The sequence below is a fragment of the Conexibacter sp. JCM 18997 genome, assembly GCF_055391915.1.
Genome location: NZ_AP043885.1, coordinates 2,424,466 through 2,442,774 on the forward strand (window position 1 = coordinate 2,424,466; position 18,309 = coordinate 2,442,774).

General features: G+C 71.6%; 13 protein-coding genes. 5 read left to right on the forward strand and 8 right to left on the reverse strand.

Annotated features, from left to right (window positions below; all coding sequences use genetic code 11):
• Nucleotides 1-41: 41 nt before the first annotated feature.
• Complete coding sequence (locus ACZ5UI_RS12300; RefSeq protein ID WP_464197476.1) at nt 42-290, forward strand: hypothetical protein; 249 nt, start codon at nt 42-44, stop codon at nt 288-290.
• A 118-nt stretch (nt 291-408) separates the two neighbouring features.
• On the opposite strand, the gene treY is transcribed toward ACZ5UI_RS12300, so the two are convergent.
• From treY to ACZ5UI_RS12335, 7 genes are read right to left on the reverse strand one after another with little or no spacing between them, the layout of a single operon-like run.
• A complete protein-coding gene (gene treY, locus ACZ5UI_RS12305; RefSeq protein WP_464197477.1) occupies nt 409-2,379 on the reverse strand; it encodes a malto-oligosyltrehalose synthase in 1,971 nt (656 codons plus the stop codon).
• A complete protein-coding gene (gene glgX, locus ACZ5UI_RS12310; RefSeq protein ID WP_464197478.1) occupies nt 2,376-4,505 on the reverse strand; it encodes a glycogen debranching protein GlgX in 2,130 nt (709 codons plus the stop codon). Before glgX ends, treY begins: the two co-directional genes overlap by 4 nt.
• Nucleotides 4,502-6,217 carry a malto-oligosyltrehalose trehalohydrolase gene (gene treZ / locus ACZ5UI_RS12315; RefSeq protein ID WP_464197479.1) on the reverse strand — a complete coding sequence of 572 codons (1,716 nt, stop codon included), beginning with the start codon at nt 6,215-6,217 and terminating at the stop codon, nt 4,502-4,504. The genes glgX and treZ overlap by 4 nt, the downstream gene beginning before the upstream one ends.
• A complete protein-coding gene (gene glgB, locus ACZ5UI_RS12320; protein WP_464197480.1) occupies nt 6,214-8,388 on the reverse strand; it encodes a 1,4-alpha-glucan branching protein GlgB in 2,175 nt (724 codons plus the stop codon). Before glgB ends, treZ begins: the two co-directional genes overlap by 4 nt.
• Nucleotides 8,385-9,725 carry a maltokinase N-terminal cap-like domain-containing protein gene (locus ACZ5UI_RS12325; protein ID WP_464197481.1) on the reverse strand — a complete coding sequence of 447 codons (1,341 nt, stop codon included), beginning with the start codon at nt 9,723-9,725 and terminating at the stop codon, nt 8,385-8,387. The genes glgB and ACZ5UI_RS12325 overlap by 4 nt, the downstream gene beginning before the upstream one ends.
• Nucleotides 9,718-11,433 carry a maltose alpha-D-glucosyltransferase gene (treS, locus tag ACZ5UI_RS12330; protein ID WP_464197482.1) on the reverse strand — a complete coding sequence of 572 codons (1,716 nt, stop codon included), beginning with the start codon at nt 11,431-11,433 and terminating at the stop codon, nt 9,718-9,720. The genes ACZ5UI_RS12325 and treS overlap by 8 nt, the downstream gene beginning before the upstream one ends.
• Complete coding sequence (locus ACZ5UI_RS12335) at nt 11,430-13,352, reverse strand: alpha-1,4-glucan--maltose-1-phosphate maltosyltransferase (protein WP_464197483.1); 1,923 nt, start codon at nt 13,350-13,352, stop codon at nt 11,430-11,432. Before ACZ5UI_RS12335 ends, treS begins: the two co-directional genes overlap by 4 nt.
• A 46-nt stretch (nt 13,353-13,398) precedes the next feature.
• Here ACZ5UI_RS12335 and ACZ5UI_RS12340 point away from each other — a divergent pair, with 46 nt between their 5' ends.
• The 3 genes from ACZ5UI_RS12340 to ACZ5UI_RS12350 are packed head-to-tail and all read left to right on the forward strand — an operon-like array spanning nt 13,399 to nt 15,744.
• Entirely contained in the window at nt 13,399-14,625 is a 1,227-nt protein-coding gene (locus tag ACZ5UI_RS12340) for a 4-alpha-glucanotransferase (protein WP_464197484.1), read from the forward strand.
• On the forward strand, nt 14,622-15,293 hold the full coding sequence (locus ACZ5UI_RS12345; RefSeq protein ID WP_464197485.1) for a GDSL-type esterase/lipase family protein: 672 nt from the start codon (nt 14,622-14,624) through the stop codon (nt 15,291-15,293). The genes ACZ5UI_RS12340 and ACZ5UI_RS12345 overlap by 4 nt, the downstream gene beginning before the upstream one ends.
• Before the next feature lie 43 nt (nt 15,294-15,336).
• Complete coding sequence (locus ACZ5UI_RS12350; protein ID WP_464197486.1) at nt 15,337-15,744, forward strand: hypothetical protein; 408 nt, start codon at nt 15,337-15,339, stop codon at nt 15,742-15,744.
• An 81-nt stretch (nt 15,745-15,825) separates the two neighbouring features.
• On the opposite strand, the gene ACZ5UI_RS12355 is transcribed toward ACZ5UI_RS12350, so the two are convergent.
• Complete coding sequence (locus ACZ5UI_RS12355; RefSeq protein ID WP_464197487.1) at nt 15,826-17,151, reverse strand: adenylate/guanylate cyclase domain-containing protein; 1,326 nt, start codon at nt 17,149-17,151, stop codon at nt 15,826-15,828.
• Between the two features lie 48 nt (nt 17,152-17,199).
• Between ACZ5UI_RS12355 and ACZ5UI_RS12360 the strand changes: the two genes are divergently transcribed.
• Nucleotides 17,200-18,309: an ABC transporter permease gene (locus ACZ5UI_RS12360; RefSeq protein WP_464197488.1), complete on the forward strand. Its 1,110-nt coding sequence runs from the start codon at nt 17,200-17,202 to the stop codon at nt 18,307-18,309.

An 18,309-nucleotide genomic window follows, 5' to 3' on the forward strand; every position in this document is an offset into this window, starting at 1 on the left:
CGAGTCTAAGGACCGCGGCGCCCTGGCCGATCACGAGGCCCATGCGCTCCTTCAAGCCCCTCGCCCTCCTGGCCGTCCCGGCCGCCGCGCTCGCCCTGTCGGCCTGCGGCACCGACATCCAGGTCGGCGGCGACGACATCGCCTCGGCCGACACCACGATCACCGCCGACGGCCACACCTACCAGGTCAAGAACCTGCAGATCAGCGACGACTCCGCCACGGCCGAGACCAAGGCCGGCAAGACGCTGACCTTCGAGAAGGTCGACGGGCACTGGTCGCTGACGCGGTAGACCGACCGCCCCACGTCCGCCGAGTGGCATTTTCCCTCCGCTCAGCGGAGGGAAAATGCCACTCGGCGCATGACGGGCACACAGGCGGGATCGGACGTCCTGGTTCTCTGAGCGGCCGTTACGGGCGCACGAGCAGCGACAGGCCGTCGAGGTGCTCGAGCACCTCGACCCAGTCGCCCGCCGGCAGCGCCGCCTCGCAGGCCGCGCCCGGGCGCACGGGAACCACGACGACCGCCGCGTCGCCGCGCGCGAACGCGACCACGCCGTCGGGCGCGTCCAGTGGCGTGTAACCCTCGTCCTCGAAGCGGTCGCGGACCGACAGCGCGCGGTGGATCAGGTAGAGCTTGCGGTGCTGCGGGGCCGGCGGCGCCCCGTCGCGCAGCGCGTCCAGCGCCGCGCGCCGCGCGGTCCAGTCGACCGGCCGGCGGTTGTCGGGATCGACGAGGTTCAGCGCGAGCAGCTCGTCGCCCTGGTAGGTGTCGGGCAGGCCCGGCGCGGTGTACTTGAGCAGCAGCTGGCCCAGCGCGCTGCGCTCGCCCAGCTCGGCCACGCGCGCCTGGAAGGGCAGGAAGTCGGCCAGGAACGGCTGGTGGCCGACGATCGCGCGGGCGAAGCCCTTGACCGCGTCCTCCCAGGCGTGGTTCTGGTCGACCCAGTTGGTGTTGACCTTGGCCTCGCGCATCGCCTTCTCGAGGTAGCCGTCGAGGCGCTCGATCGGCTCCAGCGGCCAGGCGCCCACCAGCGTCTGGTAGATCAGGTAGGCCTCGTTGGCGTCCGGTCCCAGGCCGTCCTGACGCAGGCCAGCGGTCAGGCCGTGCCAGGCCCGCACCCGCTCCGCCCACTCCTCGGGGATCCAGCTCAGCGCGCCGATCCGCGCGCGCACGTCGCCGCCGCGCTTGGTGTCGTGCGTCTGGGTGACGAGCAGGTTGCGGGGCCAGCGCGCCGCGCGCTCGGCGTTGGCGGCGTGGAAGTCCGCCACGCTGACCCCGAAGCGCGACGGGTCGCCGCCCACCTCGTTGAGCGCGACCAGCCGGTTGTAGCGGTAGAAGGCGGTGTCCTCGATGCCCTTGGCGGTGACCGCCGGCGAGGTCTGCTGGAAGCGCGTGACGAAGGCCGCGGGCGTCCCGTCGCGCTCCAGGCGCAGCGCGGCGGCCAGCTCGGGGTCCATCCCGGCGGCGGCGATCGCCTCGACGTCCGCGGCGTCGACGCGGCCCGACCAGGACTCGACGTAGGTGCGGTAGATCGGCAGCGCGGCCAGCGCCTGGGCCAGCGTCGCGGCGGCGAACGCGCCGTCGCCCTCGCGCACGAGCCGGTCCAGCTCGTGGGCGAACGTGCCGGTGGCCTGCCCCAGCTGGCACTCCAGCGCGATCGCCTCGAACGAGCGCGTCTCGCCGGTCAGCTCGGCGTACAGCGCCGTGAAGGCCGCCTCGGCGCCGGTGTCGACGAACACGCCCTGGACCTCGTTGAGGAACTCGTAGCCCACGGTGCCGTCCACCGGCCACGAACGCAGGTGCTCGCCCGGATGCAGGATCTTCTCGACCCACACGTGCTCGGCCCCGGCGCCCCGGAGGCGCTCCAGGTAGCCGGCCGGATCGGCCAGGCCGTCGGGATGGTCGACCCGCAGCCCGTCGAGCACGCCGTCGGCCAGCAGCTCGAGCACCTTGCCGTGGACGACGTCGAAGACCTCGGGGTCCTCGACGCGGATCGCCGCCAGGTCGTCGATGTCGAAGAAGCGCCGGTAGAAGCCGGTCTGCGGATCGACGTCGAAGAACTGCTGCTTGGTCGCCGGGTCGCTCCACCAGCGGTTCTCGTCGCCGGCGCCCATGTGGTTGGGGACGATGTCCAGCACGATCCCCAGCCCCAGGGCGGCGAGGTCGCGCAGGCCGGCCTCCCCGCCCAGCGCCTCGGACACCCGCGTGGGATCGACGACGTCGTAGCCGTGCGTCGAGCCCTCGCGGGCCTGCAGCGAGGGCGACAGATACAGGTGCGACACGCCCAGATCGCGCAGGTAGGGCACCAGCTCGGCCACGTCGGCGAACGTCTGCGCCGGCGACAGCTGCAGGCGGTATGTCGCGCGCAGCCGCGTCACTGGTCGCGGCGCAGGACCAGCAGCGAGCGGGACGGCACGGTGACCGAGGCGCGCGCGTCGAAGCGCCGCGCGCCCGGCTCCTCCTCCGGCTCGGCCGTGGAGATCTCCGTGCACCAGACGGCGCCGAAGCGCTCGTGGGGCAGGACGAAGTCGACGTCCTCGTAGTGCGCGTTGAACAGCAGCAGGAACGAGTCGTCGTCGATGTCCTCGCCGTGCTCGTCGACCTCGCGCAGCTCCTGGCCGTTGAGGAAGACGCCGACGATGTGGCCGTCCTCGCGGTTCCAGTCGCGCTGGGTCATGCGCCGCCCGTCGGGGCGGAACCACCAGGCGTCGGGGATGCCGGAGCCCTCGAGGTCCTGGCCGGCCAGGAAGTTCGTCCGCCGGAAGGCCGCGTGGTCGTGGCGCAGGCCGATCAGCCGGCGCGTGAAGTGCAGCAGGTGGCGCTGCTCGTCGGACAGGTCCCAGTGGAACCAGGAGATGTCGGAGTCCTGGCACCAGGCGTTGTTGTTGCCGCCCTGGCTGCGCCCGAACTCGTCGCCGCCCAGCAGCATCGGCGTGCCGATCGACAGCATCAGCGTGGCCAGGAAGTTGCGCTGCTGGCGCAGGCGCAGCGCGTTGATCTCCGGATCGTCGGTGTCGCCCTCGACGCCGCAGTTCCACGAGCGGTTGTCGTCGGTGCCGTCGCGGTTGTCCTCGAGGTTGGCCTCGTTGTGCTTCTCGTTGAACGAGACCATGTCGCGCAGCGTGAAGCCGTCGTGCGCGGTGATGAAGTTGATCGAGGCGAACGGCAGGCGGCCATCCTCCTCGTACAGGTCGCTGGACCCGGTCAGGCGCGCGGCGAACTCGCCGACGTTGGCCTGCCCGCGCCAGAAGTCGCGCACGGTGTCGCGGTAGATGCCGTTCCACTCCGACCACAGGACCGGGAAGTTGCCCACCTGGTAGCCGCCGGGACCGACGTCCCACGGCTCGGCGATCAGCTTGACCTGGGAGAGGATCGGGTCCTGGTGGATCGTGTCGAAGAAGGCCGACAGCCGATCGACGTCGTACAGCTCGCGGGCCAGGGCGCTGGCCAGGTCGAAGCGGAAGCCGTCGACGTGGCACTCGGTCACCCAGTAGCGCAGCGAGTCCATGATCAGGCGCAGCACGCTGGGATGGACGACGTTGAGCGAGTTGCCCGTGCCCGTGAAGTCCATGTAGTGGCGCGGCTCGTCGGGCATCAGCCGGTAGTAGGCGCTGTTGTCGACGCCCTTGAAGGACAGCATCGGCCCGAGGTGGTTGCCCTCGGCCGTGTGGTTGTAGACCACGTCGAGGATCACCTCGATGCCGGCGCGGTGCAGCGCCTTGACCATGCCCTTGAACTCGCGCAGCGCCTCGGCGCCGCTGCCGCCCGCCGCGTACAGCGAGTGCGGGGCCAGGTAGCCGATGGAGCTGTAGCCCCAGTAGTTCGTCAGGCCCTTGTCGGCCAGGAACGACTCGTCGACGATGTGGTGGATCGGCAGCAGCTCGACCGCGGTCACGCCGAGCGTGCGCAGGTGGTCCAGCGCCTCGTCGGAGGCCAGGCCCGCGTAGGTGCCCTTCAGGTGGTCGGGCACGTGCGGATGGCACTTCGTGTAGCCCTTGACGTGCGTCTCGTAGATGACCGTGCGCGACCACGGGTGGTTGGGCGGACGATCGCCCTCCCAGTCGAAGCGCTGGTCGACGACCAGGCTGCGGGGCATGGCCGACGCGGAGTCCTCGTCGTCGAACTCGAGGTCGGCGTCGGGGTTGTCGGCGTCGGGGACGTAGGGCAGCGTGTTGGCCCGGTCCCAGTGCACCGGCCCGTCGATCGCCTTGGCGTAGGGATCGATCAGCAGCTTGTGCGGGTTGAAGCGGTGGCCCTCCTCGGGCTTGTAGGGCCCGTGGACGCGGTAGCCGTAGCGCTGACCGGCGCCCACGCCCGGCAGGTAGCAGTGCCAGTTGTGCGCGGTGACGTAGGGCACCTCGATGCGCGTCTCGACGTCGTCGGCGTCGAACAGGCACAGCTCGACGCGCTCCGCGTGCTCGGAGAACAGCGAGAAGTTCGTCCCCTTCTCGTCCCAGGTGGGGCCGAGCGGGAAGGGCCGTCCGGGCCAGACGTCCTGGCTCATCGGATCAGCGCCCCGGCCAGCGGCGCCAGCCGGACCCGTCCGGGGCGCAGCTCCGTCTCGTGCGTGCTGGCCACGATGTCGGTGCCGTCGACGGCGACGTCCTGGGCCTCGCGGGCGAAGTTCATGGCCAGCTCGTGCTCGCCGCGGCGCACGACGAGCCACCGTGCGTCCTCGTCGAAGCGGCACTCGGCCTCGCCCTCGACCTGACGGCGCGCCGCCAGCAGCTCGACGAACACCGAGCCGACGCGGTCATCGCGGCGGCGGGTCAGCTTCGAGCGCTCGAAGGTCGCCGGATCCTGCGGGTCGGGGATCTCCTCGCCCGCGAACTGCGCGAACGCGGCGAACTCGCGCCGGCGCCCGTCGCGCGTGGCGTCGGCGATCTTGCGATCGATGTGATCCGTGAAGAACTGGAACGGCGCGTCCTCGCCGTACTCCTCGCCCATGAACAGCATTGGGGTGAACCCTGACAGGAGCACGCAGAAAGCGGCGAGCGGTTGCGCCTCCCGGGGCAGCCGATCCCCGAAGGCCCGGTTGCCGACCTGATCGTGGTCCTGGTCGAAGACGATGAACGCCGCGCGCGGCAGGTCGTCGGCCGGCGCGCCGAACGTCCGTCCCCGGAAGCTCGACCAGCCGCCGTCGTGCAGGAACGGACGGTGGAAGCACTTGGCCAGGTCGGCGATCGTGCCGAACTCGGCGTAGTAGCCCTCGTGCTCGTCGGTCAGCAGGGTGCGCAGGCAGTGGTGGAAGTCGTCGGCCCAGGCGCCGTCGCACCCCCAGCCGCCGTGCGCCTCGTCGCGCATGACCTTCGGGTCGTTCAGCCCGCTCTCGGCGATGACGATCGCCCCGTCGCGGGCGGCATGAACCCGGCGGGTCAGCTCGGCCACGAGGTGCTCGGGGCGCTGGTCGAAGATCGCGTGGATCGCGTCCAGGCGCAGCCCGTCGACGTGCATCTGGCCGACCCAGTACTCGGCCGACTGGCAGGCCCACTCGCGCACGCCGTCGGAGCCCCCGTCGTCGTAGTTGATCGCCTCCCCCCAGAAGGTCGAGTACTTGTCGGTGAAGTACGGGCCGAACGCGGCCATCGCCTTGTTGCCCGAGGCGCCGATGTGGTTGTAGACCAGGTCGAGGATCACCGCGATGCCCAGCGCGTGGGCGGCGTCGACGAAGCGGGCGAACGCCTCCGGGCCGCCGTAGGCGCGGTGGGCGGCCCAGGGGTAGACGCCGTCGTAGCCCCAGCCGCGATCGCCCGGGAAGTCGGCGATGGGCATCACCTCGACGGCGTTGATGCCCCACGCCGCCAGCAGCTCGAGCCACTCGATGGCGGCGTCGAACGTCCCCTCGGCGGTGAAGGTTCCGACGTGCAGCTCGTAGATGACCAGATCGGCCAGCGGCGGCGTGCGCCACGCGGCGTCGGTCCAGTCAAACGCACCGGGGTCCCACACCCGCGAGGGCCCGCGCAAGCCGCGCGGCTGCCAGCGCGTGCACGGATCGGGCAGGCGCTTGCCGTCCAGCAGGATCCAGTAGTCGTCGCCGCTGCCCGCGGGCACCTCGCCGGCCCAGGTGCCGAAGCCCTCGGCGGCCAGCGCGGTGTCGCCGCGGCGGGGGATGCGCACGGACACGCTGTCGGCGTTGGGCGCCCACACGCGGACGAGCGTGCGGCGCTCGCCGATGGGGGTGGCGCCCAGCGGGCGCCGGAAGGGAAGGTCGCTCACTTCTGGGGAACCAACCACAGAACGGCCAGTGGCGGCAGCGTGACCTCCGCCGACCACGGCTGCTCGTGCCAGCGCACGTCTTCGGCGTCGACGCCACCGAGGTTGCCGAAGCCGGCGCCCCCGTACTGCTCGGCGTCGGTGTTGAGCACCTCGGCCCACCGTCCGGGCTGGGGCAGCCCGACCCGGTAGCCCTCGCGCGGGACCGGCGAGAGGTTGCAGATGCAGACCAGCTGCGTCTCGCCGTCCAGGCCCTGGCGCGCGAAGGCGACGACGTTGCGGTCGGCGTCGTTGGCCTCCAGCCACCAGAAGCCCTCGCCCTCGAAGTCGCGCTCCCACAGCGCGGGCTGGTCGCGATAGACGTGGTTGAGGTCGCGCACGAGCGACTGGACACCGGAGTGACCGGCGTCCTCGAGCAGGTGCCAGTCCAGCGAGCGCTCGTGGCTCCACTCCTGCTCCTGGGCGATCTCGCCACCCATGAACAGCAGCTTCTTGCCGGGGTGCGCCCACATGTAGGCGTACAGCGCGCGCAGGTTGGCCAGCTTCTGCCACTTGTCGCCCGGCATCTTGCTGATCAGCGAGCCCTTGCCGTGGACGACCTCGTCGTGGCTGAGCGGCAGCACGAAGTTCTCGCTGAAGGCGTACATCAGGCTGAACGTCAGCTGGTGGTGGTGGTAGCGACGGTGGATCGGGTCCTGCTGGAAGTAGCCCAGCGTGTCGTGCATCCAGCCCATGTTCCACTTGAACCCGAAGCCCAGGCCGCCGACGTAGGTCGGCGCGGATACGCCCGGCCAGGCGGTCGACTCCTCGGCGGCGGAGATCACGCCCGGCTCGCGCTGGTGCACGACCTCGTTGAGCTCCTTGAGGAACGCGACCGCGTCGAGGTCCTCGCGCCCGCCGAACTCGTTGGGGATCCACTCCCCCGCCTTGCGCGAGTAGTCGAGGTAGAGCATCGAGGCGACGGCGTCGACGCGCAGGCCGTCGGCGTGGTACTCGCGCAGCCAGAACAGGGCGTTGGCCAGCAGGAAGTTGCGGACCTCGTTGCGCCCGAAGTTGAACACCAGCGTGCCCCAGTCGGGGTGCGCGCCGCGGCGCGGGTCCTCGTGCTCGTACAGCGCGGTGCCGTCGAAGCGGGCCAGGGCCCAGTCGTCGCGCGGGAAGTGCGCGGGCACCCAGTCGAGGATCACGCCCAGGCCGGCCTCGTGCAGGCGGTCGACGAACGCGCGGAAGTCGTCGGGCGTCCCGAAGCGCGGCGTCGGGGCGTAGTACGAGGTGACCTGGTAGCCCCACGAGCCGCTGAACGGGTAGGCCATCACCGGCAGCAGCTCCACGTGCGTGAAGCCCAGGTCGGTGACGTAGGCGGCCAGCTCGTCGGCCAGCTCCTCGTAGGTCAGCTCGCGGTTGGCCTCCAGCGGGTTCAGCCGCCAGGAGCCCAGATGCACCTCGTAGACCGACATCGGCCCGGTCTGCGGATCGCGCTTGGTCCGCTGCGCCACCCACTCGGCGTCGTTCCACACGTGCTTGGGCCGGTGCACGACCGACGCGGTGTCGGGCGGGATCTCCGCGGCGAAGGCGACGGGATCGGCCTTCAGGCGGATCTCCCCCGAAGGCGTGTGGATCTCGAACTTGTAGCGCGCGCCCTCGTCGACGGCGGGCAGGAAGACCTCCCAGATCCCCGAGGAGCCCATCGAGCGCATCGGGTGCAGGCGCCCGTCCCAGGAGTTGAAGTCGCCCACGACGCTGACCGACGCGGCGGCCGGCGCCCACACGGCGAACGCGGTGCCGGCGATGCCGTCGACCTCGGTGACGTGCGCGCCCAGGCGCTCGTAGAGCTCCTCGTGGCGACCCTCGCCGGCCAGGTGCAGGTCCAGCTCGCCGATCGTCGGCGCGAAGCGGTAGGGGTCGTCGATGCGGAACGCGTTGCCGTCGGGGTAGGCGACCTCGAGCTCGTAGCTGAGCGGCAGCTTGGCGTCCTTGACCGTGCCCTCGAAGAAGCCGTCGGGATGGGCGCGCTTGAGCTTGACCGGGTCGTGGCCGTTGACGATCACGCTGATCGACTTGGCCTCGGGGCGGAACGCCCGCACCTTCACGCCGCTCTTGGCCGGGTGCGCGCCGAGGATCCCGTGCGGGTCGGCGCTGCGGCCGGCGACGACGGCGTCGATCTGGGCGCTCATCCGATCTCCGTCCCCAGGATCCGCTCGATGCCGGCCACCGGGATCCGCACCCAGTCGGGCCGGTTGTCGAGCTCGTAGCGCAGCTCGTAGACCGCCTTCTCCAGCTCGTAGATGCCCAGGACCGACTCGATCGCGCTCGCGCCCGGAGGCAGCAGGTTCGTTTCCACGGTTGAGAGGTACCCGTCCAGGAAGGCCTGACGCGCACGTTCCTCCCAATCGGCCGGAACGGCGTTGCCGCGCTGGTGCGCGGAGGCCGACGCGACATAGGCGAACGAGCGCAGCATCCCGGCGACGTCGCGCAGCGGCGAGCGCTTGCGGCGGCGCTCGGTCAGCGGCCGCGCGGGCTCGCCCTCGAAGTCGAGGATCACCCAGCGGTCCGGCGTGCGCAGCGTCTGCCCCAGGTGCAGATCGCCGTGGTGGCGGATCAGGCGCCCGCCGGCCCCGGCGTGGGACATCATCTGCAGGCGGTCGCGGATCTCCTCGCCCCGCCCGCGGATCTCGTCGACGGCGCGCAGGTCGTCGGGCAGGCGCAGGAAGATCCGCTCGATGTCCTCGTCGATCGTCGCGGTCAGCAGCGACATCCCCTCGGGCGTCGACGGCTCGGGCGCGAAGTCGGGGTCGGTCGGATCGGAGCCCAGCAGCGCGTGCATGCGCCCGATCACCTCGCCCAGCTCCTCCAGGCGGGTCAGGAAGCGCTCGGGGTCGGAGCCGAGCTCGTCGAGCGCCAGCTCCCAGCCGTCGCGCCCGTCGGTGACGAACTCCTGCGCGATGCCCAGCGTGGTCGACAGCGTGTCGCCGCGCAGCTCGTACCAGCCCGCCAGCGCCGCGATGTTGGGGTAGTCGCGGGCCGACAGGAAGCGCAGCATCTCCAGCTCGGGGTTCTTGCCGGGCTCCAGGCGCCGGAAGGACTTCAGCGCGTACGCGTCGTCCAGCACCACGGTGGTGTTGGACTGCTCGAAGCCCATCGGCCGCACGGTCGGCGGGTCGCCCAGCGGCCGGTCGTCCTCCCAGAAGAAGTTGACCGTGCCCGCCTCCGACTCGCACGAGGCGTGCTCGCGCAGGCGGCGGGCCAGGACCGCCGCGTGGCGCGGATCGGTCAGCACGTCCATCGCCACGTGCCCGTCCTCGGCGCCCAGCAGCAGCTGGTAGAGCTCGTGCGTGCCGGCCTGGAAGCGGACCTCGACCAGGCCGATCGCCGTGGCCGGCTCGTCGCACAGCGTGAGCAGGTCGGCCAGGTGCACCTCGGCCACGTCGCGGGTCTTGGAGGCGAACCAGCGCTGCTCGGGCAGCCACTGCTCCAGGCGCTCCTGCGACAGCTCTGCGCGCAGATCAGTCATCGCCGCGCCCCTCGGTCGCCTCGAGCTCCTCCAGCGTGAACCAGTAGAAGCCGCGCGGGGCCAGCGTCAGCAGGTAGGACAGCTCGCCGATGCGCGGGAAGCGCGTGCGGCCGAACATCTCGACCGGGTAGCGGCCCTCGTAGGCGCTCAGGTCGAGCTCGACCGCCTGGGCGCTGCGGGCCAGGTTGTGGACGCACAGCACGACATCGTCCTGGAACGTGCGCACGTGGGCGAAGATCTTCGGGTTGGAGGTGGGCAGCGCCGCGTAGGTGCCCAGCCCGAAGACGGGATGCTCCTTGCGCAGCGCGACGAACCGGCGCAGCCAGCGCAGCAGCGAGGTGGCGGTGCGCAGCTGGGCCTCGACGTTGACCGCCTGGTAGCCGTACACCGGGTCCATCAGCGGCGGCGCGTACAGCTGCGCGAAGTCGGCCCGCGAGAACCCGCCGTTGCGGTCGCCGGTCCATTGCATCGGCGTGCGCACGCCGTCGCGATCGCCCAGGTAGACGTTGTCGCCCATGGAGATCTCGTCGCCGTAGTAGAGGACCGGGCTGCCCGGGAGCGAGAACAGGATCGCGTGCAGCAGCTCGATCTCGTCGCGGCCGTTGTCCAGCAGCGGCGCCAGCCGGCGGCGGATCCCGAGGTTGGACTTCATCCGCGGATCCTTGGCGTACTCGTTCCACATGTAGTCGCGGTCCTCGTCGCTGACCATCTCGAGCGTGAGCTCGTCGTGGTTGCGCAGGAACAGGCCCCACTGGCAGTTGTCGGGGATCTTCGGCGTCTGCTCGAGGATCTCGATGATCGGCGTGGCGTCCTCGCGGCGCAGGCCCATGAACATGCGCGGCATGACCGGGAAGTGGAAGGCCATGTGGCACTCGTCGCCGGTCTGCGGATCCCCGAAGTACTCGACCACGTCGGCCGGCCACTGGTTGGCCTCGGCCAGCAGGACCACGTCGGGGTAGTTCTCGTCGACCTCCTTGCGCACGCGCTTGAGGAAGTCGTGGGTGGCGGGCAGGTTCTCGCCGTTGGTGCCCTCGGCCTCGAACAGGTAGGGCACGGCGTCCAGCCGGAAGCCGTCCAGGCCGAGGTCCAGCCAGAAGCGCAGCACCTCGATCATCGCGTCGCCGACCGCGGGGTTCTCGAAGTTCAGGTCGGGCTGGTGGGAGTAGAAGCGGTGCCAGTAGTACTTCTTGGCCTTCTCGTCCCAGGCCCAGTTGGACGTCTCGGTGTCCAGGAAGATGATCCGCGCGTCCTCGTACTTGCGCTGCGTGTCCGACCACACGTACCAGTCGCGCTCGGGGCTGCCGTCGGGCGCGTTGCGGGCGGCCTGGAACCACGGGTGATCCGAGGACGTGTGGTTCATGATCACGTCGATGATCACGCGCATGCCCCGCTCGTGGGCGTCCTCGAGCAGGCCACGGAACTCCTCGGTCGTCCCGTAGACCGGGTCGATGTTGGTGAAGTCCGAGATGTCGTAGCCGCCGTCGCGCAGGGGCGACGGGTAGAACGGCATGATCCAGATGCAGTCGACGCCCAGCCACTGCAGGTAGTCGAGCTTCTCGCGCAGGCCGACGATGTCGCCGTGGCCGTCGCCGTTGCCGTCGTGGAAGCCGCGCATCAGCACCTGGTAGAAGACCGCGGTCTTGAACCACAGCGGGTTGCTCTCGAACCAGCGCTGATGGCCGCCGTGCTGGGGGGCGTCGGCGCTCATCGCGGCACCGCCCGGAAGATGTGCGCGCCGCGGTAGGCCGGATCCAGGCGCACGTAGTTGCGCCCGATCAGCCAGTCGTAGCGCTCGGCCGGCGACAGCAGGTCCTCGACGGCGAAGGCGGGTGGGAGCCCGAGCTCGAACGGCACGACGACGACGCCCTCCTGGATGTTGTGCGGGTCGATGTTGACGACGCAGATGATCACGTCGTCGCCCTGGCGCTTGGCGTAGGCGACGAGCGCGTCGCTCTCCGTATCCAGGAACGTCAGGTTGGTCAGCTGCTGGAGCGCCGGGTGCTCGCGGCGGACGCGGTTGATCGCCGCGACCAGCGGCAGCAGCGGCCCGTCCAGCGCGCGCCGCTTGGTCTCGTACTTCTCGGAGTCGAGGTACTCCTCGCTGCCCGGGCGCACCGGGACGTTCTCGAAGCTCTCGAAGCCGCTGTAGATGCCGTAGGTCGGCGACAGCGTCGCGGCCAGCACCAGGCGCGGGGCGAACGCCGCCGGCCCGCCGTGCTGCAGGTACTCCGTGAGGATGTCCGGGGTGTTGGCGAAGAAGTTGGGCCGGTAGTAGTCCTGCATCCCGCTGGTGGTCAGCTCGGTCAGGTAGTCCTCGAGGTCCCAGCGGCTGTTCTTCCAGGTGAAGTACGTGTAGGACTGGTTGAAGCCGATCTTGGCCAGCGCGCGCATCATCGCCGCGCGGGTGAACGCCTCGGCCAGGAACAGCACGTCGGGGTGGTCCCGGCGGACGGTGGCGATCAGCCACTCCCAGAACGGCAGCGGCTTGGTGTGCGGGTTGTCGACGCGGAAGATCGTCACGCCCTTGTCCACCCAGTGCAGCGTGACCTCCAGGAGCGCGTCCCACAGGCCCCGCCAGTCCTCGCTGTCCCAGTCGAAGTTGTAGATGTCCTGGTACTTCTTCGGCGGGTTCTCGGCGTACTTCAGCGTCCCGTCGGGCCGGCGCTGGAACCACTCGGGGTGGTCCTGCAGCCAGGGGTGATCGGGCGAGGCCTGCAGCGCGATGTCCAGCGCGATCTCGATGTCGTGCCGGCGCGCCGTGGCCACCATCGCGTCGAAGTCGGCCTCGGTGCCCAGCTCCGGGTTGAGCGCGTCGTGGCCGCCCACCGGCGAGCCGATCGCCCAGGGGCTGCCCGGGTCGCCGGGCTGGGCCACCAGCGCGTTGTTGGCGCCCTTGCGGTTGGTCAGGCCGATCGGATGGATCGGCGGCAGGTAGAGCACGTCGAAGCCGAGCTCGGCCAGCTTGGGGATCTGGTTGGCCACGCCGGTGAAGCCGCCCCAGGAGCGCGGGAACAGCTCATACCAGGCGCCGAAGCGGGCGCGGACGCGGTCGACGTCGAGGCCCAGCGGCTCGTCCAGGACGGAGGCGTTGGCCCGATCGGGGTGGCGCGCGGCGGTCTCGGCCAGCGCGGGATCCAGCGCGGCGTCGACGGTCAGGTGCTCGGCGGCCTGGGTCAGGCGGGCGGCGTCGGCGCCGTCGGCCCGCGCGGCGATGGCTTGCAGCAGCGCGACGCCCTCGCTGAGCTCGCCGGTGAGGTCCTCCTGGCCGCCTTCCACCTTGCGCTCGATCTCGCGCCGCCAGGTGGCGAAGCGATCGGTCCAGGCCTCGAAGGTGAACGCGTGCCGCCCCTGGACGCTGACCGGGAAGCTGCCCTGCCAGCGGTCGCCGTCGACGTGGGCGTCGATGCGCTGCATCTCGGCCTCCTGCCAGTCGGCCCCCGGCGCGCGGTGGCGCACGACGGCCCGCAGCACGTCGTGGCCGTCCTTGAAGATCGTCGCGTAGGCGTCGACGGTGTCGCCGACGCAGGCCTTGGCGGGATGGCGTCCGCAGTCGATGGAGGGCGCGGGATCCTCGATGCGGATCCGGGGCGGCGGCGTGTTCGTCGTCGTCGATGGGAAATCAGGCACGCGATGTCTCTACTTCCGTCTTCTGGCCGTCTCTAACCTCGCTGCGGTGAATCTTCCGAGAACAGGCGGCGTCCAGCTGCACATCACGTCGCTTGCCTCGGGCCGGCTGGGCGATGATGCCTTTCGCTTCGTGGACTGGCTGCACGATGCCGGTCAATCGTGGTGGCAGACGCTCCCGCTGGGCCCGCCCGACCGGGCCCGCTCGCCCTACAAGGCGCGTTCGGCCTTTGCCTGCTGGCCGGGCCTGTTGGGCGATCCGGCCGCCCCGGTGTCGCTGGACGAGGAGGACGCCTTCCGGGCCCGCGAGGCGTACTGGATCGACGGCTGGGCGGCGATGGCCGGCGGCCGGCGGGCGATCCACGACCAGGTCCGCTTCGAGCGCGAGTGGACCGCGCTGCGCGCCTACGCCCAGTCGGCGGGCGTGGCGATGATCGGCGACGTGCCGATCTACGTGGCCCCCGGTGGCGCCGACGAGCGCACCTGGCCGCGGCTGTTCCGCGACGACGAGCAGGCCGGCGTGCCTCCCGACGCCTACACCGACAAGGGCCAGCTGTGGGGCAACCCGCTGTACGACTGGCCGCGCCTGCAGCGCTCGGGCTACCGCTGGTGGGTGGAGCGCCTGCGCCGGACGTTCGCCCACTTCGACCTGGCCCGCCTGGACCACTTCCGCGGCCTGGTCGCCTACTGGGCCGTGCCGCAGGACGCCAAGGACGCCCGCGGCGGCACGTGGAAGCGCGGGCCGGGCCGGGCGCTGCTCGACGCCGCGGCCCGGGAACTGGGCCCGCTCCCGCTGATCGCCGAGGACCTGGGCGTGATCACGCCCGCGGTCCGGCGGCTGCGCGACGAGCTGCAGCTGCCGGGGATGCTCGTGCTCCAGTTCGGCTTCGATCCGACCGACCCGCACGGGCCGCACCGCCTGGAGAACCACCGCAAGCGCGCGGTCGTCTACACGGCCACCCACGACTCCGACACGGCGCGCGGGTGGTACGAGTCCCTGGACGCGCCGCAGCGCGCCGCCGTCGACGCGGCGGTCGAGCCGTACGCCGATCGCGCGTTCTCCTGGCGGTTCATCCGGTTCAACGCCTCCTCCCCCGCGCAGCTGGCCATGGTGCAGGCGCAGGACGTCCTCGGGCTGGGCACCGAAGGGCGCATGAACGTGCCCGGCCGGGCCACCGGTTCGTGGCGGTGGCGGATGGCGCCGGGCGCGCTGACGCCGGCGATGGCCCGCCAGCTGCGGGGCGTCATGGAGGAGTCCGGGCGGATGGCCTCGTGAAGCCGGGCCTGGTCGCGCTGGGCGACTCGATCACCGACGGGGACGTCGCGCCGATGCTGGGCGTGCGCTCGTGGTCGTGGGCGCAGTGGCTGGCCACGGCGCTGGGGCTGCCCTACACCGGGCTGGCGGTGCCGGGCGCGACCGCGCCGGACGTGGTCGCGCGGCAGCTGCCCGCGCTGGACGGCCCGTACGCCGTCGGGTGCCTGTGGGTGGGCGTCAACGACGTGCGCTCGGTCGACTTCGACGTCGACACGTTCGCCGCGGCGCTGCGGGTGGCCGCCGACGTCGTGGCCCGCGAGTGCGAGGACGTGGTCATGCCGACGATCCCGCTGGATCTCGGCCGCCCGCGGGCCGGCGCGGCCAAGGTGCTGGCCGCCAACGGCGTGATCACCGCGCAGGCCCGCCGCGTGGGCGCCGTCGTCGTCGGCCTGGCCGGGCTGCGCGGCTGGAAGCTCGTCCTCCCCGACGCCGTGCACCTGACCGCGCTGGGCGAGCTCGAGGTGGCCGACCGGGCCGCCCGCGCGTTGGGCGCCACGCCGATGCCGTCCACGCTCGCCGATCCCGACCGCTCGCGCCGCGGCGCCGCCCACTTCGCCGCCACCGGCTACGCGGCCAGCGTCGCCCGCGACCGCCTCCGTCGCCTCCGCGAGAGACGTGTGGCACGGTGACCGCCACTACGGCGGCGAGCGTGCCACACGTACGATCCGCGGCGTGAACTGGCTCGCGCGCATGCGGTGGCGACGCCGCGGAGTCCGCATCCACGTGGCCCCGGGCGCCCACCTCCTCCTCGGTGATGCCGTGACCATCGGCGCCGGCACCAGGCTGACGGTGAACGCGGGGACGCTGACCATCGGCGACCACGCGCAGATCGGCGAGCGCTGCCTGATCGTCGTCCACGCCGGCGTCGACATCGCCCCACGCGCCCGCGTCAACGACTGGGTCAGCATCACCGACTTCGAGCCGGTCGCCGACGACGTCGAACGGCCCACCCGCCTGCAGGGCGTGCAGGCGCGCGCCATCACGATCGGCGAAGGCGCGATCGTCGACCACGCCGCCAACCTCACCGCCGGGGCGGTCGTCCCGGCCCGCTCCCGCGTCCAACCCCACGAGATCCGATGAGCGAGCGCCTCACCACCTGGTACTTCACCGGCCCGCTCGGCCACTTCGTGGCCGGCTTCGCCGACTGGGCCGAGCTGCTGCTCAGGTTCGCTGTAGCGCGAACAAGGGCCAGGGTCCGGGCACGCCCTTGAGCTCGCGCTCGCCGCGGTAGTCGAAGGTCAGCCCCGCCCCCACCGCCGTGCCGTAGGTGGTGCCCGAGACGAGCACCTCGCTCGGTCCGGCCATGGCCAGCACGCGCGCCGCGATGTGCACCGCCAGGCCGCCGACGTCCTCGCCGATCAGCTCGCACTCGCCGGTGTGCAACCCGGCCCGCACCGGGAGCCCGATGCGCTCCAGCTCGGTGACGAGCTCGGCGGCGCACTGCACGGCGTCCGACGGCAGCCCCGCGAACGTGGCCAGCACGCCGTCGCCGGTGCCCTTCACGCGCCAGCCCGAGTAGCGCTCGAGCAGGCGGTCGATCGTCGCGTCGTGGGTGGCCAGCGCGTCGCGCCAGCGCACGTCGCCCAGCCGGGACGCCTCGCGCGTCGCGTCGACGATGTCGGTGAACAGCACCGTGCGCAGCGCCCGCTCGCCCATCCCGCCGACCGGCGATCCGCTGATGAACTCGCCGATCTCCGACATCAGGCGCAGCGAGTCGCCGACGCTGGGCAGCGAGTCCGAGCCGGGCAGCTCGACCAGCCGCGCGCCCGGGATGTGGGCGGCCATCATCCGCGCGTGGCGCACGTCCATCAGCGTGTCCTCGGTGCGATGCAGGATGAGCGTCGGCATCGTCAGCTCCTCCAGCAGCGGGGAGACGTCCATCACCCCGGAGTTGACCACCGCGCGCACGGTGCCCGGGCTGGCCGCCTGGCGCTCCAGGCGCGAGAACCAGTCGCGCAGCCGGGCATCGTCGGCCGAGTTGGGCGCGACCTGATCGACCAGGGCGCCCGTGCCCCAGGCGGCGATCTGGGCGTCGAAGGCGATGCGCCGCTCCTCCTCGCCGAAGGTCCAGGTGACCTCCTCGCTGCGCACGTTGGTGGCGAACGAGCCGTACAGCACCAGGTGCGAGACGCGTTCGGGGTGCGCGTGGGCGAAGGCGATCGACGGCGGCCCGCCGTTGATGTAGGCGACCAGCGCCGCGCGCTCGCTGCCGGCGGCGTCCAGCACCGCCTCGATGTCGCCCACGTGGACCTCGACGCTGGTCCCGGGCACCGGGTCCGACAGGCCGGTCCCGCGCCGGTCGTAGATGATCAGCCGGCCGATCTTGCTCAGCCGGGTCAGGAACCGGGCCATGCCGGGCTCCTCCCAGATCAGGTCCACGTGCGTGGCGAAGCCGAAGCTCAGGAGGATGTCCTCGGGGCCGTCACCGACCACCTGGTAGGCGAGCGAGACGTCGCCGTTGCGGGCGTACTGGGTGCGCGGGGCCACGTCTGCGCGAGCCTACCGGCGCTCTGTCGCGATAGCGTTCCGCGCTCCGTGCTCCGGCTCGTCGTCACGAACATGACACGGCATCGGTTCCGCACGATCGCCACGGCGATCGGCATCGCCCTGGGCGTGGCCACGATCGTCGCCCTGCTCTCGATCGGCGACGGGCTCAAGCGCACGGCGTCCGAGTTCGTCCACCTGGGGCAGTCGGACTTCGGCCTGTTCCAGGCCGGTGTCGCCGACCCGACGGCGTCGATCGTGCCCACCTCGCTGGCCGCCAAGCTCGAGCGCAACCCGGACATCGCCCGGGCCACGCCGCTGCTGCTCGTCGTCGAGGGCATCAAGCGGGATCCGGCCGCGGTGGTCTTCGGCGCCGAGCCCGACGGCTTCTTCGCCCAGCGCCTGGTCACCACCCAGGGCCAGCGCGATCTCGGGAAGGGTCAGATCGTGATCGGCGACGCGCTGGCCCAGCGCCTGAAGGTCCAGGTGGGCGACGAGCTGGCGGTCAAGAAGCGCACCTTCACCGTCTCGGGGATCTACCACACGGGCATCTTCTTCGAGGACAACGGCGCGGTGCTGCCGCTGCCGGTGGCCCAGAAGCTGGCCAGGCGCACGCCCGGCGAGGCGACGAACATCGTGGCCGCGCTGGCCCCGGGCGCGCAGCAGAAGCAGGTCGAGCAGGCGGTCCGGGCCGCCAACCCCGGCACGCTGGTCATCGGGACGCCCGAGGAGGCCTCACGCGTCGGCGCCAACGGCGAGCTGGTGGGCAAGACCGTGACGATCGTCGCCGCGCTGGCGCTGATCGTCGGCGGCATCGGCGTGGCCAACACGATGGCCATGTCGGTGATGGAGCGCGAACGCGAGCTGGCCCTGCTCAGCGCGGTCGGCTGGCGGCGCCTGCGCATCGCCGCGCTGGTGCTGGCCGAGGGCGTGCTGACCAGCATCCTCGGCGCCGGTCTGGGCATGCTCGCAGGCATCATCGGGGCCAAGGCGCTCGGACAGGCGCTCGACGTGGCGCAGGTGGTCACGCCGCAGGTCACCTTCGCCACGGTGTGGCAGGCGCTGGCCATCGGCGTGGCCATCGGGATCCTCGGTGGGCTGTATCCGGCCTGGCGGGGGACGTCGGTCTCCCCGCTGCGCCTGTTGGGCGGCGGGACGTAG

Bases quoted from the DNA above. Each gene is read 5' to 3' on its own strand.
- ACZ5UI_RS12300 (WP_464197476.1), top strand. From the start codon at position 42: ATGCGCTCCTTCAAGCCCCTCGCCCTCCTGGCCGTCCCGGCCGCCGCG.
- glgX (WP_464197478.1), bottom strand. From the start codon at position 4,505: ATGAGCCAGGACGTCTGGCCCGGACGGCCCTTCCCGCTCGGCCCCACC.
- glgB (WP_464197480.1), bottom strand. From the start codon at position 8,388: ATGAGCGCCCAGATCGACGCCGTCGTCGCCGGCCGCAGCGCCGACCCG.
- ACZ5UI_RS12325 (WP_464197481.1), bottom strand. From the start codon at position 9,725: ATGACTGATCTGCGCGCAGAGCTGTCGCAGGAGCGCCTGGAGCAGTGG.
- treS (WP_464197482.1), bottom strand. From the start codon at position 11,433: ATGAGCGCCGACGCCCCCCAGCACGGCGGCCATCAGCGCTGGTTCGAG.